This window comes from Mycobacterium sp. ITM-2016-00317, from assembly GCF_002968295.1.
Taxonomy (GTDB): domain Bacteria; phylum Actinomycetota; class Actinomycetes; order Mycobacteriales; family Mycobacteriaceae; genus Mycobacterium.
This window is the reverse complement of sequence record NZ_CP134399.1, coordinates 3,855,091-3,870,279: the sequence shown is the minus strand read 5'-3', so window position 1 is coordinate 3,870,279 and position 15,189 is coordinate 3,855,091. Positions and strand designations below refer to the sequence as shown.

General features: G+C 68.7%; 15 protein-coding genes and 1 pseudogene. 7 read left to right on the top strand and 9 right to left on the bottom strand.

Annotated elements, in window-relative coordinates; genetic code table 11:
* The 3 genes from iolB to iolC are packed head-to-tail and all read right to left on the bottom strand — an operon-like array spanning nt 1 to nt 2,733.
* Nucleotides 1-891, bottom strand: coding sequence for a 5-deoxy-glucuronate isomerase (gene iolB, locus C6A87_RS18405; RefSeq protein WP_311113606.1), 891 nt, complete (start codon nt 889-891; stop codon nt 1-3).
* Nucleotides 888-1,772, bottom strand: coding sequence for an aldolase (locus C6A87_RS18400; protein WP_311113605.1), 885 nt, complete (start codon nt 1,770-1,772; stop codon nt 888-890). The genes iolB and C6A87_RS18400 overlap by 4 nt, the downstream gene beginning before the upstream one ends.
* Nucleotides 1,765-2,733, bottom strand: a complete 969-nt coding sequence (gene iolC, locus C6A87_RS18395) for a 5-dehydro-2-deoxygluconokinase (protein WP_311113604.1) — start codon at nt 2,731-2,733, stop codon at nt 1,765-1,767. The genes C6A87_RS18400 and iolC overlap by 8 nt, the downstream gene beginning before the upstream one ends.
* A gap of 158 nt (nt 2,734-2,891) precedes the next feature.
* Between iolC and C6A87_RS18390 the strand changes: the two genes are divergently transcribed.
* Entirely contained in the window at nt 2,892-3,623 is a 732-nt protein-coding gene (locus C6A87_RS18390; protein ID WP_311113603.1) for a GntR family transcriptional regulator, read from the top strand.
* An 86-nt stretch (nt 3,624-3,709) separates the two neighbouring features.
* Here the strand turns inward: C6A87_RS18390 and C6A87_RS18385 are convergent, their stop codons facing one another.
* The gene (locus tag C6A87_RS18385) at nt 3,710-4,492 is read right to left on the bottom strand and encodes a TIM barrel protein (protein ID WP_311113602.1); all 783 of its coding nucleotides are present in this window, start codon (nt 4,490-4,492) and stop codon (nt 3,710-3,712) included.
* Nucleotides 4,493-4,717: 225 nt separating this feature from the next.
* On the opposite strand from C6A87_RS18385, the gene C6A87_RS18380 reads away from it, so the two are divergent.
* From C6A87_RS18380 to C6A87_RS18365, 4 genes are all read left to right on the top strand, one after another.
* Complete coding sequence (locus tag C6A87_RS18380) at nt 4,718-5,710, top strand: LacI family DNA-binding transcriptional regulator (RefSeq protein WP_311113601.1); 993 nt, start codon at nt 4,718-4,720, stop codon at nt 5,708-5,710.
* Nucleotides 5,711-5,876: 166 nt separating this feature from the next.
* Entirely contained in the window at nt 5,877-6,893 is a 1,017-nt protein-coding gene (locus C6A87_RS18375) for a substrate-binding domain-containing protein (protein ID WP_311113600.1), read from the top strand.
* Between the two features lie 61 nt (nt 6,894-6,954).
* Complete coding sequence (locus C6A87_RS18370; RefSeq protein ID WP_311113599.1) at nt 6,955-8,013, top strand: ABC transporter permease; 1,059 nt, start codon at nt 6,955-6,957, stop codon at nt 8,011-8,013.
* Nucleotides 8,014-8,017: 4 nt separating this feature from the next.
* Nucleotides 8,018-8,842, top strand: a complete 825-nt coding sequence (locus C6A87_RS18365) for an ATP-binding cassette domain-containing protein (RefSeq protein WP_311113598.1) — start codon at nt 8,018-8,020, stop codon at nt 8,840-8,842.
* Nucleotides 8,843-8,853: 11 nt separating this feature from the next.
* Here the strand turns inward: C6A87_RS18365 and C6A87_RS18360 are convergent, their stop codons facing one another.
* Nucleotides 8,854-9,768 carry a zinc-binding dehydrogenase gene (locus C6A87_RS18360; RefSeq protein ID WP_311113597.1) on the bottom strand — a complete coding sequence of 305 codons (915 nt, stop codon included), beginning with the start codon at nt 9,766-9,768 and terminating at the stop codon, nt 8,854-8,856.
* A 135-nt stretch (nt 9,769-9,903) separates the two neighbouring features.
* Between C6A87_RS18360 and C6A87_RS18355 the strand changes: the two genes are divergently transcribed.
* A complete protein-coding gene (locus tag C6A87_RS18355) occupies nt 9,904-10,047 on the top strand; it encodes a hypothetical protein (protein WP_311113596.1) in 144 nt (47 codons plus the stop codon).
* A 7-nt stretch (nt 10,048-10,054) separates the two neighbouring features.
* On the opposite strand, the gene C6A87_RS18350 is transcribed toward C6A87_RS18355, so the two are convergent.
* The 4 genes and pseudogenes from C6A87_RS18350 to C6A87_RS18335 form a co-directional block, all read right to left on the bottom strand.
* Nucleotides 10,055-11,017 (bottom strand): Gfo/Idh/MocA family protein, encoded by a 963-nt coding sequence (locus C6A87_RS18350; RefSeq protein WP_311113595.1) that lies wholly within the window; start codon nt 11,015-11,017, stop codon nt 10,055-10,057.
* Nucleotides 11,014-11,886 carry a sugar phosphate isomerase/epimerase gene (locus tag C6A87_RS18345; protein ID WP_311113594.1) on the bottom strand — a complete coding sequence of 291 codons (873 nt, stop codon included), beginning with the start codon at nt 11,884-11,886 and terminating at the stop codon, nt 11,014-11,016. Before C6A87_RS18345 ends, C6A87_RS18350 begins: the two co-directional genes overlap by 4 nt.
* Nucleotides 11,883-12,911, bottom strand: a complete 1,029-nt coding sequence (locus C6A87_RS18340; RefSeq protein WP_311113593.1) for a Gfo/Idh/MocA family oxidoreductase — start codon at nt 12,909-12,911, stop codon at nt 11,883-11,885. The genes C6A87_RS18345 and C6A87_RS18340 overlap by 4 nt, the downstream gene beginning before the upstream one ends.
* Nucleotides 12,908-14,073, bottom strand: a pseudogene (locus tag C6A87_RS18335) (phytanoyl-CoA dioxygenase family protein). The gene C6A87_RS18340 and the pseudogene C6A87_RS18335 overlap by 4 nt, the downstream one beginning before the upstream one ends.
* 87 nt (nt 14,074-14,160) lie before the next feature.
* On the opposite strand from C6A87_RS18335, the gene C6A87_RS18330 reads away from it, so the two are divergent.
* A complete protein-coding gene (locus C6A87_RS18330) occupies nt 14,161-15,171 on the top strand; it encodes a LacI family DNA-binding transcriptional regulator (protein WP_311113592.1) in 1,011 nt (336 codons plus the stop codon).
* Nucleotides 15,172-15,189 lie beyond the last annotated feature (18 nt).

The following is a 15,189-nucleotide window of genomic DNA, read 5'->3' as shown; positions in this document are numbered from 1 at the left end:
TCATTCTCCTTCGGGGGCAGAGTCCGGCACGGAAAGGGCCCTGAACGGAAGGCGGGGGTCGATCTCCTGGTGCTCCCAGCTGCCGCGCAGCCAGGTATGGGCGGGATCGTCACAGATGAGCCACGCGCGGGTGGGCCCCGAACCGGCCATCACGTTCAGGTAGTACATGTGGTGGCCCGGCGCTGCGATCGACGGTCCGTGATAGCCGTGGGGGACCAGCACCACGTCGCCGGAGCGGACCTCCTCGAGCACCTCGATCGGACGCTCGGGGGTGCCGTACACCCGGTGGTAGCCGAATCCCGTGGTGCCGGCGGGGCTGTCGTCGATCTCGAAGTAGTAGATCTCTTCGAGCTGGGTCTCGACGTCGGTGTTCTCGTCGTGTTTGTGTGCCGGGTAGCTCGACCAGTTGCCGCCCGGGGTGATCACCTCGCACGCGATCAGCGAGTCCGCCTCGAAGGCTGTGGCGGTGCCGAAGTTGTGCACCTGACGGCTGCAGTTGCCCGCACCGCGCAGTTCGACGGGCACGTCGGCCGCGGCCACCCGGCGGTTCGGGAACGAGGTCTCGGCGCGGGCACCGCAGATCGCGATTCTGCCGTGGCCCGACAGCGTGTAGTCCTGACCGATGCCCAGGTACACCATGTCGGCGGGCCCGTCGAACACCGAAGCGCGCGGCGACAACTCGAACGTCCGGCCGTCGCACTCGACGGTGCCGCCGCCGGCCAGCGGCAGAATCATCACCTCGTTGTCGCCGGTGGCCAGCGACACCGAGCCGGCGTCACCGAGATCGACGACGTGCAAGGAGGATTCGGCCCAGCCTGCGTCCTCGGGTGTGATCGCGACGGTGAACGGAGCCTCGGCGCTGCCGGCGGGGATGTACAGCTTCGACCTCATCGGACCATCGCCACCGCGGTCGCGACGGCCGAGCTGACGTCGTCGTCCGGTGGATACAGCAGGGTGCGGCCGACGATCAGGCCGCGCACCGACGGCAGTGCCAGGGCCTTCTCCCAGCTGGCGAACGCCTCTTCGGGATGGGTGGGGTCACCGCCGAGTAGCAGCGTCGGCATCGTGGTGGACTCCATGACCCGGTCCATCTCGGGCACCACGGGCAGCTTCATCCAGGTGTACGCCGAGGTGGCGCCCAGCCCCTGACCGATGTGCACCGACTTGATCACCGCGTCGGGGGACAGGTCGTTGCGGACCTTGCCGTTCACCCGGGAGGACATGAACGGCTCCAGCATCGCGATCAGGCCGTGGGCGGCCAGCTCGTCGACGGCCTGCGCACAGGCCGCCATCGTGGCGACGGTGCCCGGGTCGTCGAGGTCGATGCGGCAGAGCATCTTTCCGCCGTTCATCCGTGCCGCGGCAGTCGAGGCCGCGGTGGCGCCGGTCATGCGGTCGTCGAGCTCGAACGACGCGCCGGCCAGGCCGCCGCGGTTGAAGGAGGAGAACACCACCTTGTCCTCGAGCGCGCCCAGCAGGACCAGGTCGTCGAGGATGTCGGCAGTGGCCAGCACACCGTCGACGCCGGGATCGGCGAGCGCGGCGCGCAGCCGGTCGAGCAGATCGATGCGGCTGTTCATCGCGGTGGGCCGCGAACCCACCGAGAGCGCACCGCGAGCCGGGTGGTCGGCGGCGACGATCATCAGTCTTCCGTTGCCGCGCAACGTGGGTCGGGTGGTGCGCTGTGCCCATGCCCGCGCGACCGCGCCTGGGTCGCCGGCCCTGACGTCGGTGACCGAGGCGTAGTCGGTGCACACGGCGGTATCAGACATTGACGGCCTCCACAGCGGTCTGTTCGGCCAGTGCGGCGACTTCGGCGACGGTGGGCATGGCGGTCGAGCATTCGAGGCGGCCGGCCACGATGGCTCCGGCGGCGTTGGCGTAGCGCAGCGTCTTCTCCAGGGACCAGCCGTGCAGCAGTCCGTGACAGAGGCTGCCGCCGAACGCATCTCCGGCGCCGAGGCCGTTGACCACGTCGACGTCGTTGGGCCGCACGGTGACCGAGGAATGCCGGGTCTTGCCCAGAACTCCGCGCGGACCCTGCTTGACGATCGCGAGCTCCACACCGAGGTCGAGCAGCGCGTCGGCGGCCTTGTGCGGGTTGGATTCGCCGACGGCGATCTGGCACTCCTCGCGGTTGCCGACCGCGACGGTGACGTGGGCCAGCGCCTTCTGCACCTGCTCGGTGGCCGCAGCGGGTGTGGCCCAGAACATCGGCCGGTAATCGAGGTCCAGTACGGTCAGCGGCGCGCGGTCCCGAGCCGACCATGCCGCGAAATGCGTGCTGCGGCTGGGTTCTTGGGAGAGTCCGGTGACCGTGGACCAGTACAGTCGCGCCGACCGCACCGCGTCGGTGTCGATCGCGTCGGGGCTGATCTGCAGATCCGGGGCGCTGGGCTTGCGGTAGAAGTACAGCGGGAAGTCGTCGGGCGGGAAGATCTCGCAGAACGTCACCGGCGTCGGGAACTCACCATGGGTGGCGACGTAACGGTTGTCGACGTCGAGGCGGGCGAGCTCGCCCCGCACGTACCGGCCGAACGGGTCGTCACCCACGCCGGAGATCAGCGCCGAGCGGTTGCCCAGCCGGGCCGCGGCGACGGCCACGTTGGCGGCGCTGCCGCCGAGAAACTTCCCGAACGTCTCGACATCCTCGAGGCCCACGCCGGTCTGGAGGGGGTAGACGTCTACGCCGCTGCGCCCGATGGCGAGCACGTCATATGGCTGATTGGTCATCACAGAGTCACTCCGACGGATAGGTGTGGGTGGCTGACTAAGACTGTGCCCCGCGTCACGGTGACATGTCAAGACTTTGTCCTGACATTCTATCTTTATCTCAATCGGTGTTAGTATTCAGCTACACCTGACCCGCCCTACCCGAGATCGGAGCGGACGTGCCCCTGACTGTGGAGCTCGACAGGTCAAGCCCGGTTCCGCTGTACTACCAGCTCGCTCAGGCGATCGAGGCCGCGATCCGGGACGGCGAACTCTCTCCGGGCGACCGATTCGAGAACGAGCTCGCGCTGGCGAAGCGGTTGACGCTGTCGCGGCCCACCACCCGGCGTGCCATCCAGGAGCTTGTCGACAAAGGCCTGTTGGTGCGCAAGCGCGGTGTCGGCACCCAGGTGGTGCAGAATCCGGTGCACCGGCGGGTCGAGCTGACCAGCCTGTTCGACGACCTCGCCCGGGCCGGCCAGGAGCCCAGCACAAAACTGCTCAAGTACGAGGTCGGTCCGGCCGACGAGGAGACCGCCCGCGAGCTGAATCTCGGTGAGGGGCGGGAGGTGGCCTGCATCCAGCGGTTGCGGTGTGCCAACGGCGAGCCGCTGGCGCTGATGACCAACCATCTGCCCGTCGAGATCGCCCCCGACGCAGAGGAGTTGGAGAGCAACGGCCTCTACCAGTCGCTGCGCGCCCGCGGCGTGCACATCCGGCTGGCGCGGCAGCGCATCGGCGCGCGTAGCGCCACCCGCACCGAGGCGCACCTGCTCGACGAGAAGCCCAACGCCTCGCTGCTGACCATGACCCGCACCGCGTTCGACGACTCCGGTGCCGCCGTCGAGTTCGGCAATCACTGCTACCGCGCGTCGCGCTACTACTTCGACACCACGCTCGTCGACCGCTGATTCCCCTGCGAGTTCTCGCCGAACTTGCATTCCACGCGCCCGAATCCGGGTGGCGGCCTGCGGGAATGCAATTTCGGCGCCGAGGGTCAGGTGAACGCGGCGCGGAACGCGGCCAGTGCGGCCTCGCTCCCGGCGGCGCCGGGCGTGGCGGCCCAGGCCTCCATGCCGACGGTGCCGGTGTAGCCGATCTCGCGCAGCGCCTCCGCGACCGCGGCGTAGTTGATCTCCCCGGTGCCGGGCTCGCAGCGGCCGGGCACGTCGGCGACCTGGATCTCGCCGATCGCATCGCCGCAGCGGCGCACCAGCTCGATCAGGTTTCCCTCGCCGATCTGCGCGTGATAGAGGTCGAGCATCATCTTCACGTTCGGATGCCCCACGCCCTCGACCAGCGCGAGCGTGTCCTTGGCCCGGGCCAGCGGCACGCCCGGGTGGTCGACGATCGTGTTCAGGTTCTCGACGCAGAACGTCACCCCCGCTTCGGCGCCCAGCTCACCGATGCGCTCCAGTGTGCGGGCGGCGGTCAGCCACATCTGCCCGGTGCTGCGCTGCCGGGCCCGGGCGGCCTGACCGTCGGCGAGCTCGGCGGTGTGCAGGTTCAGCCGCGTGACGCCGAGGGTCTCGGCGGCCTTGATGCTCAACTCGGCCGTGCGCACCACCTCGTCGCAGGTCGCGGGGTCGATCAGGTCGCCGTGCAGGTATCCGGTCATCGACGTGAACACCGCTCCGGTGGCCGCCAGTGCCGCCAGGTCCTTGTCATGCCAGCTCCAGATCTCGACCGCGAAGCCGAGTTCGTCGATGCGTCTGACACGGTCCAGGATCGGCACGTCCTGGAAGATCATCTCCGCGCAGACCGCCAGCTGGAAACTCACCGGAGCGCTCCTTCCAGGACGACCGTCGCCTGCCGTTCGACGTACCGGTGTGGGCCGGAAAGGCGTTCTGCGGCAACGGAGGTGGAGTCGTCGGCGAGCCCGAGCGACAACGGGAATGACATATCGAGAGTCCAAATCTGAGAGCGAACTAGAACGTTCTAGTAACGCTAGGTCGTGAACCGGATCCCGTCAACGGTCGGACTGGAACGTTCTAGGCTGAAGCACATGCAACGGAGGCCGACGCTCGCGGACGTGGCGGCCCGCGCCGGCGTCTCGCGGGCTCTGGTCTCGATCGTGATGCGGGACGCCCCCGGTGCCGGCGAGGGCACCCGGGAACGGGTCAAGCGTGCGGCCGAGGAGATCGGGTACGCGCCGGATCCGCAGGCCCGCCGCCTGCGGGAGCGCCGCACCAGGCTTGTCGGCCTGACCTTCTCGGCGCGCCAGGAGTTCCACGCAGATCTGGTCGACGGCGTCTACGTCACCGCCGAAGCGCTCGGCTACGACGTCGTGCTCAGCGCCGTCACGCCGCACCGCGACGAGGCGCGGGCGGTGCGCACCCTGGTCGACGACCGGTGCGAGGGCCTTCTCCTCGTCGGGCCGCAGCTGCCTGCCCGCGAACTCGGCGAGTTGGCTGCCAGGCTGCCGCTGGTCGTGCTGGCCCGGCGGGTGCGCGGCGTCGATGCGGTGCGCAGCGACGATGTGGCAGGCGCGGTGGCCGGCGTGGAGCACCTGGTCGGGCTCGGACATCGCCGGATCCTGTACCTGGACGGCGGCACGGCCCCCGGCGCCGCCGAGCGGCGACGGGGCTACCGGCGCGCGGCGAAAGCGGCGCGGCTGCCGGAACTGGTCGCCCCCGGCGGCCTCTCGGAACGCGACGGCGCGGCAGCGGCCGCGGCGATGATCGCGTCGGGGGAGCTGCCCGACGCCGTCTTCGCCTTCAACGATCGGTGCGCGCTCGGGGTGATGGACGTGGTCATTCGATCGGGTTTATCGGTGCCGCAAGATATCTCGGTTCTCGGTTTCGACGACAGTCCGCTGGCCGGGCTCGCCCACATCCAGCTCACGACCGTCCGTCAGGACAGCGCCCGTCTCGCCGAGGTCGCCGTGCAGCGCCTCGTGGCCTGCCTGGACGGCGTCGCGGAGTGCACCGAGGCGGTGGACCTCGTGTGTGAGCCGACGCTGGTGGTGCGCGGCTCGACCGCCCCGCCGCGGTCCTGAGCTGCGCGGATACCCGACAAGCAAATGACTTGCAGTCCTAATGTCAGGACAAACTATTGACTTTCGGGTGTGAGGCGTATTACATCAGCTATGAGGCGTGCCGCCCGGCACAACCCGTACGGGATGACGACGGCGTCGCGGCAGTCCGAGGACAAGGAGAACTGTGATGAGCGCTCGCGCGAAGAGCGGAAGACACCAGGCGTTCAAGCGGCTCGCAGCGATCGCGGGGGCAGGTGTTCTCGCGTTCGGCATCGCGTCGTGCTCCTCCACCGGCGGAGCCCCCCAGCAATCGGGTGAGGGGGGCGGCGGTGGCACCGTGGACACGCCCCGCAAGACGATCGCGATGATCACCCATGAGGTGCCGGGTGACTCGTTCTGGGATCTGGTCCGCAAGGGCGCCGAGACGGCGGCCAAGAAGGACAACATCGAGCTGCGCTACTCCAACGACCCGGAGGCGCCCAACCAGGCCAACCTGGTCCAGTCGGCGATCGACAGCGGTGTCGACGGTATCGCGATCACGCTGGCCAAGCCGGATGCCGTGCAGGCGGCGGTGAAAGCCGCTGAGGCCAAGGGTATCCCGGTGGTCGCCTTCAACGCGGGCATGGACTCGTGGAAGGCCATGGGCGTCAAGGAGTATTTCGGTCAGGACGGCCGCATCGCCGGCCAGGGCGTCGGTGACCGGCTCCGCAGCGAGAACGCCACCAAGGCCATCTGCGTGATCCAGGAGCAGGGCCACGTCGACCTCGAGGCCCGCTGCGCCGGCGTCAAGGAGACGTTCCCCGCCACCGAGATCCTCAACGTCAACGGCAAGGACATGCCGTCCGTGGAGTCCACCATCACCGCCAAGCTGCAACAGGATCCGGCGATCGACTACATCGTCACCCTGGGCGCCCCGTTCGCGCTGACCGCGGTGCAGTCGGCCGGTAACGCCGGCAGCACCGCCAAGATCGGCACCTTCGACACCAACGCCGCACTCGTGGAGGAGATTCAGAAGGGCGGCGTGCAGTGGGCCGTCGATCAGCAGCCCTATCTGCAGGGCTACCTCGCCGTCGACTCGCTGTGGCTCTACCTGACCAACGGCAACGTCATCGGCGGCGGACAGCCGACTCTGACGGGTCCGGCGTTCATCGACAAGTCGAACATCGACGCCGTCGCTGAATACGCAAAGGGAGGCACACGCTGATGAGCGCTTGCGCGAAGAGGAGAGCAGGCCTGATGAGCGCTTGCGCGAAGAGGGGAAACTCATGACGACGCGGGAAGCTCTCGACGTCTCCGCCCACAAGGTGGTCCGAGACGAACGCGTCAAGGAACGGAACCGGCTGCAGCGCATCCTGATCCGGCCCGAGATGGGCGCAGGCATCGGCGCGATCGGCATCTTCGTGTTCTTCCTGCTGGTGGCGGCGCCGTTCCGTGAGGCCTCGTCGCTGGCCACCGTGCTCTACGCCAGCTCCACCATCGGCATCATGGCCTGCGGTGTCGCAGTGCTGATGATCGGCGGCGAGTTCGACCTGTCGGCCGGTGTGGCCGTGACGTTCAGCTCGCTGGCAGCCTCGATGCTCGCCTACAACCTGCACCTGAACCTGTGGGTGGGTGCGCTGCTGGCGCTGATCCTGGCGCTGGCTGTCGGGTTCTTCAACGGCTATCTCGTGATGAAGACCAAGATCCCGAGCTTCCTGATCACGCTGAGTACGTTCTTCATGCTCGCGGGCATCAACCTGGCGGTCACCAAGCTGGTCGCCGGTCAGGTCGCCACGCAGAGCGTCAGCGACATGCAGGGCTGGGATTCGGCGCAGAAGGTGTTCGCCTCGTCGTTCACCCTGTTCGGGGTCAGCATCCGGATCACCGTCGTGTGGTGGCTGGTGTTCACCGCCGTGGCGACCTGGGTGTTGTTCAAGACCCGGATCGGCAACTGGATCTTCGCGGTCGGCGGCGACGCCGACAGTGCTCGCGCCGTTGGTGTTCCCGTCACCAAGGTCAAGATCGGGTTGTTCATGTTCGTCGGGTTCTGCGCGTGGTTCGTCGGCATGCACCTGCTGTTCAACTTCAACACCGTGCAGTCCGGCCAGGGCATCGGCAACGAGTTCTTCTACATCATCGCCGCGGTGATCGGTGGCTGCCTGCTGACGGGTGGTTACGGCACGGCGATCGGTGCGGCCATCGGTGCGTTCATCTTCGGCATGACCAACCAGGGCATCGTGTACGCGGGTTGGGACCCCGACTGGTTCAAGTTCTTCCTGGGCGCGATGCTGCTCTTCGCGGTGATCGCGAACAATGCCTTCCGCAACTACGCAGCGAAGAAGTGATTCGATGACCATCTCTGTCGAAAAGCCAAGCAACGACGCGCAAGCCGGCGGTAGGGTGCCGCTGGTCGAGCTGCGGGACATCGGCAAGTCCTACGGCAACATCACTGCGCTTCAAGGCATCAGCCTGCGTGTTCACCCCGGCGAGGTCACCGGCATTCTCGGTGACAACGGCGCGGGGAAATCCACGCTGATCAAGATCATCGCCGGGCTACACCAGCAGACCGACGGTGAGCTTCTGGTCGACGGGGAGCCGATCAAGTTCGGTTCGCCCGCGGAGGCCCTGAGCAAGGGCATCGCGACCGTGTACCAGAACCTGGCCGTCGTGCCGTTGATGCCGGTGTGGCGCAACTTCTTTCTCGGCCAGGAGCTGCGCAAGAAGTCGTTCCCGTGGTCGTTGGACGCCAACGCGATGCGGGCGACCACGCTGACGGAGCTGTCCAAGATGGGTATCGACCTGCCCGACGTGGACGTGCCGATCGGCTCGCTGTCGGGTGGCCAGAAGCAGTGCGTGGCGATCGCGCGCGCGGTGTTCTTCGGCGCCCGGGTGCTGATCCTCGACGAGCCGACGGCGGCGCTGGGTGTCAAACAGTCCGGTGTAGTGCTGAAGTACATCACCGCCGCCAAGGAGGCCGGCTTCGGCGTCGTGTTCATCACGCACAACCCGCATCACGCGCACCTGGTCGGCGACCACTTCGTCCTGCTCAACCGCGGTAGTCAGAAGCTGGACTGCAGCTACGACGACCTCACGCTGGAGCACCTCACGCAGCAGATGGCCGGTGGTGACGAGTTGGAGGCGCTGTCCCATGAGCTGCGGGGAGCCAAGACCTGAGGCACACCGGGTCAGCGCACGTCCAGCACCGCCTTGCCGGCGACCTTCCGGTTCAGCAGCGCCTCGGCGGCAGCGGTCACGTTGTCCCAGGAGTCGCGCAGCCCGATCTGCGGGTCCAGTCCACCGTCGGCGAGCAGCTGCACCAGATAGCGCATGTCGGCGTCGAGGGGAAACCGAACGTTGAACGGCGCCAGCTGCTTCCGGGTGTACCCGCGTCGCTCGGCCTCGAAGTCGATGGTGGTCGGCTGACCCGAGGCCATCCCGATCGACAGCAGTGAACCGCCGTCCCCGAGCAGGCTGAACGCCTCAGCCAACAGCGGACCTCCGACGTTGTCGAGCACCCCGAACAGCGGTTCGGTGACGTCGTCGAGCCCGACCACCACCTCGTCGGCGCCGAGTTCGCGCAGCCCGGCGCCCCGTGCTGGGCTGCCGACCGCGGCCACGACGTGGGCACCGGCCCGCGCCGCGAGTTGCACCGCGAATCTGCCCACTCCACCGGACGCGCCGGTGATCAGGACACGTCGGCCGACCACCGGGCCGAGTTCCCGGATCGCCTGCAGCGCCGTCACTCCGGCCACCGGAAGCGCGGCCGCGGCGGCGAAGTCGACCGACTCGGGCAGTACGGCGAGGTTTCCCGTCGCGGCGACGCGCTGCCGCGCCCAGCCGCCGGCCGCGTCGAAGGTCACGACGCGGGTGCCCACGGGCGGCCCGCTGCCGTCGGCGGCGGCCCGGGCCACCACGCCTGCGGCATCCCAGCCGGGCACCTCACCGGGCTTGCGGGCGTGCTCGATCCAGTGGATCTCGCCGAAGTTCAACGCGAACGCGTGCACGTCGACGACCACCTGATCGGGGGCCGGGTCGGGCTCGGGAACCTCGCCGAAGTCCAGGTTTGCGGGGGCGCCGGGGGCATAGACGACAGCACGCATAACTGCGGCCAACCGGCAGTGCGGCCCGGTTATTCCTGGCGTCATCCGCAGCCGCGCCGAGCGTTCACGGTCTCGACACGGTGTCGGTACCGGTCTCGGTGGGCCGTCCACACGCCGACGCGGCACAATGGCGTCATGGACAGTGATCGCGAACCCCGGGCACATGCGCCGGCTTGGCGTGACCCGATGTCGGCGGGATGGCGCGCGCACCGCGGACTGCTGCTGCTGCGGCTGCGGTGGCACGAGCGGCGTACGGCCGGCGCCGACCAGCAGGACTGACGTCGGGTCAGCGAGGCTGCATGCCCGCGGCGCGGTAGGCCTCGTCGATCAGAGCCATGTTCGCGACGGCGTCTGCGGTGTCGAGTGGCAGCGGGGCGCCGTCCCGGACGTGGGCGGCGAATGCGTCGAGTTGGTAGGTGTACGTCGTGCGGGCGCCGTGGTGCTCGACGGTGGTGCCCTCTTCGGTGCGCAGGGTCAACCTGTCGTCGGCGTGGGGCTTGACGAAGTCGTGGACGAAAGCCTCTCCGCGCGTGCCGATCAGCCGCAAGGTGAACGAATACTCGTCCTCGACCATCGAATTCGCCGTGAGCCCCGTCACCCCGGAGGGGAACACGAGTTCCGCGTCGAATCGCTCGTCGACGCCCGGAGTGCGCTGCACCGCGGTCGCCGACACCACCGACGGCGTACCGAACCGGCGCAGCACGTGCAGCCCGTAACAGCCGATGTCCATCAGCGCCCCGCCCGCGAGGTCCAGCGACCAGCGCGGATCCTCGGGTTGCGGCTCGGGCATGCCCATCCGGACCTCCACACGCCTCAACTCACCGAGCGTGCCGTCACCGGCCAGTGCCAGCGCGCGCTGGTTGATCGGGTGGAACAGGTAATGGAATCCCTCCATCACCGTGACCCCCGCGGCGTCGGCCGCGGCCGCGACCTGCGCCGCCTCGGTCCGGTCGCGGGCGAACGGCTTCTCCGTCAGGACCGGTTTCCCGGCCGCCACCGCGGCCAGGTTCCACGGCGCGTGCAACGCGTTGGCCAGCGGGTTGTAGAGGACGTCGACCTCGGGATCGGTCACCACGTCCTCGTAGGACGCCAGCACCCGCTGCACGCCGTACTTGTCGGCGAACACCTGGGCGCGCAACGGATCCCGTGCGGCGACGGCGACCAGACGGTGCCCGAGTTCGGCGGCGGGCTCGACGATCGCCGACGCTGCGATACGTGAGGCGCCGAGGATCCCGATCCGCAGGGTCACGAGGACACGCCGGCGGCCGCACCCTGCAGGTACGCGACACTGGCGAGGACATCGGCCAGCGGGCCTTCGTCCTCGGGCTCACGGTCGAGAATGTTGTCCTGCTCCATCACATACCAGCCGTCGAAGCCGTTGTCCTCCAACGCCTTCACGATCCCGGCGATGTCGACGTCGCCGGCGCCCAGCGGGACGTACATACCCGCCGCGACAGCCTGCGTGTAGGTCAGCTCGCCGGAGCGCACCTTGGCGGCCAGACCGGCGTCGACGTCCTTGAGATGGGCGTGTCTGATCCGCTCGGGCACTTCCCGGGTCAGCTCCAGCGGATCGGTCCCGCCGATCAGCAGGTGGCCGGTGTCCAGGCACAGCGGGATCCGCGACCCCGACAGCACCCGGTCCACCTCGGCACGGGTCTCGACCATGGTGCCGACGTGCGGATGCAGCACGGCGGTCAACCCGCGGTCGGCGACAATGCCTGCCAGTCGATCCAGGTTGGCAAGCAGAGTGGACCACTGGCGCTCGTCGAGCGTGGGGCGGACGTCGTAGCCCGCCAGGCCGGTGGCCGCGGCCAGCACCACGACGCCGGCGCCGGCGGCGACCAGCGATTCCAGCGGCCCGGCCAGATCCTCGGCCGGGTCGTGGTCGTCGCGGTAGAGCACCACCGGCACGAACCCGCCCACGCACGCGAGACCGTAGCCGTCGAGCAGGTCCACGAGCTCCTCGGTGTCGGTGGGCAGGAAGCCCTCCGGACCGAGCTCGGTGGCTGTCAGTCCGGCCCGACGCATCTCGGTCAGCACACGGTCGGAGCTGAGCTGGTAGCCCCAGCCGGGAACCTCGCACACACCCCACGAAATCGGCGCACCTGCGATCTTCACTTCTGCGCCTCCTTTCGAACCGACTCGATGCTGACCGGGACGCCCCGGCGCAGCGACTCGGTGGCGGCCTCGGCGATCCAGGCGACCTCGACCGCATCGGCGACCGTGGCACCCTGAATCGGTCCGCCCTGAACAAGATTCACGAACGCGCCGAGTTCGGTGCGGAACGCCTCGGTGAACCGGTCCATGAAGAAGTGGTGGGGTACGCCGGAGGGGAACCCGGAAGGACCCGAGTTGGCCGGGTCGGCGTTGCGCACCGGTGCGCCCTGATCCCAGCCGGCCACGACGGTGTCGTCGAAACCGTGAACCTCCAGGCGGCAGTCGTATCCGCGGCCGTTGTAGCGTGCTGCGGACACGACACCCAGCGCGCCGCCGTCGAAGCGCACCACGATCGCCGCGGTGTCGACGTCGCCGTACTCGGTGAACAGCGGATCGCCCTGCACGCTGCCGGTGGCGTAGACGTCGAGCACGTTCTGCCCGGTGATCCAGCGGATCACGTCGAAGTCGTGGACCGCGCAGTCACGGAAGATGCCTCCGGAGCCCTTGATGTAGTCCATGGCCGGGGGAGCGGGGTCCATCGTCGTGCTGCGGACGGTGGTCAGCGCACCGAGGGACCCACTGTCGACAGCCTGCTTGACGGCTGCGAACGCGGCGTCGAAGCGACGCTGGTAACCCACCTGCACCGGCACTCCGGAGCGGGCGATGAGCTCGGCCATCCGGGTGCTCTCGGCCGCGGAGGAGGCGATCGGCTTCTCGCAGAACGTCGGCAGGCCCCGCTCGACCGCGGCCAGGGTGAGTTCCGCGTGCGCTGGGGTGGCAGCCGCGACCACCACGCCGTCGACACCGGAGGCCAGCAGCTTCTCCACCGAATCTGCCGGGGTGGCACCGTATTTCGAGGCGACCTCACTGACCACGTCGGGACGCTCGTCGGTGATCACGAGCCCGGACACCTCCGGCAGGTTGGTCAGGGTCTCGGCGTGGAACGCGCCGATGCGGCCGAGGCCGATGAGACCGAGGGTGGTCATGGGATTCTCCGTTCGTTCTGTGCGCGAAGCGCGAGGTCGAGTTCTTCGTCGGTGAGGTTGTGGGCCAGCGCGTCGAGGACGACGTCCACCTGGCTGGGCGGTGCCAGGCTGCCGATCGGCTGGTCGCTGTCGAGGTTGGTGGGAAACGCGTAACCCTCGGCGGTGGCCACCACGACGTTCTCCACGTCGCGGTGCGGCCGGCCGGCCGCCTGCATGGCCTTCAGCGCGGGATAGACGGCGCGCACCATCGCGGTGCGGTCGATCGCCTCCATCGCCCGGCCGAACGGCGAGCTGATCTGCATCAGGTTCGCGATGCGCCGGATATCGCCGGAGAAGTTCGTTCCCGCACCGTGGTACAGGGCCGGATTGAAGAACACCGCATCACCCTTGGCCAGGGGCAGCTGCGCGTGGTGCGCAGCGAAGTAGTCGATGAACTCCGGTCGGTTGAACGCGAGGTAGCCGCCGGCGAACCGCTGGGAGTGGGGCAGCAGCATGGTCGGGCCGCTCTCGACGGGCATGTCGCAGTGCGCCACCGCGCCCTGCAGGGTCAGCGCGGGCGACGCACGGTGCATGTGCGCGGGGTAGAGCCCCAGATGCTCCTCGGGAACGAAGCCGAGGTGGTAGTCACGGTGCGGAACCTGGGACTTGCCGCCGGGGTTGACGACGTTGACCTGCGAGGTGACCTGGTATCGGGGGCCCAGCCAGGCTTGGCAGACGAGCGCAAGGGCGTCGTTGGCGTAGTAGTCGGCGAACACCTGCGGATCGTGCAGCGCCAGCTTCTGGGCGGCGTTCCAGATCCGGTCGTTGGCGCCGGGCGCGCCGAAGTGGTCGCCCGCGGACTGTCCCGCCGCGCGCTGCTGCTCGATGAGCGCGAAGAACGCCGCGCCGGCGCGATCCACCACCTCGGTGTCGAACGCCTCGGTGAAGACCACGACGCCGGGCCCGTCGGCGAGCGCGTGGATCAGCTCTGCCTGCAGCGCGCGCCGGTCCGCGGTCCGGCCATCGCCGGCGCGGAGTACACCAGCACGTTGTCGCGCACGCCGGCGGCGTGCGGGTAGTCGGAGACCTCGGTGTCGCGCTCGACTTCGCGGCGGAAACGGCCGAGGTCGAAGTCCGACTCGTCCAGCCACGGGCTGGTGGCGGTGTTGAGCGGGGCTGCCATGCCGCTTAGTCTTGCTGTGATCGGCACCGCAATCAACGGCAAAAATCCATCAAAAACACCTCACAACTGGCTGCGGAAGGAGCGCCCGTGCCGCACCGCTACAAGGTTCGCGAGATCGCGCAGCAAGCGGGACTCAGCGAAGCGACCGTCGACCGCGTACTGCACCGACGGCCCGGAGTCCGCGCGAACACGGTGGCCGAGGTGCAACAGGCGATCGCCGATCTCGACAAGCAGCGGGCGCAGCTGCGGCTCAACGGACGGCGCTACCTGATCGACGTGGTGATGCAGACCCCGCAGCGCTTCTCCGACGCGTTCCGCGCCGCCGTGGAGGCCGAACTTCCGGCTTTCGCGCCGGCGATGCTGCGCGCCCGGTTCCACCTGTGGGAGTCCGGTTCCACCGCGCAGATGGTGGCAGCTTTGGACGGCATCCGCGGCAGTCACGGCGTGGTGCTGAAGGCGCAGGACGACCCCGCGGTGGCCGAAGCCGTCGACCGCCTGGTCGACTCCGGCGTGCCGGTGGTCACCTACACCACCGACGTACCGTCGAGCGCGCGGTGCGGCTACGTGGGCATCGACAATCACGGCGCCGGCGTCACAGCCGCCTACCTGATGCAGCAGTGGCTCGGCGAGGCGCCGTCCGACGTATTGATCACCTTGAGCGGAACGGTGTTTCGCGGTGAAGGGGAGCGCGAGGTCGGGTTCCGGTCCGCTCTGCGGGCATCCGGGCGCGCGATCGTCGAGGTCAGCGACAGCGACGGCATCGACGCCACCAACGAACGCCTGGTACTCGACGCGCTGGAGGACAACCCCGGCGTGCAGGCCGTGTACTCGGTGGGTGGCGGCAACGTGGCCACGGTCGCGGCCTTCGACAAACTGGGGCGGACCTGCCGGGTCTTCATCGCCCACGACCTCGACGCCGACAACAGGCGCCTGCTGCGGGACGGCCGGATCTCGGCGGTGCTGCACAACGATCTGCGCGCCGACGCCCGACTGGCGCTGCGGATGATCCTGCAGGAGCGGGGCGCGCTACCGGAGGAACCGGTGCGGCCGGTGCCGATTCAGGTGGTGACGCCCTACAACGTCCCGGCTCACCACTGAGATGTCACCGCGCAGGCC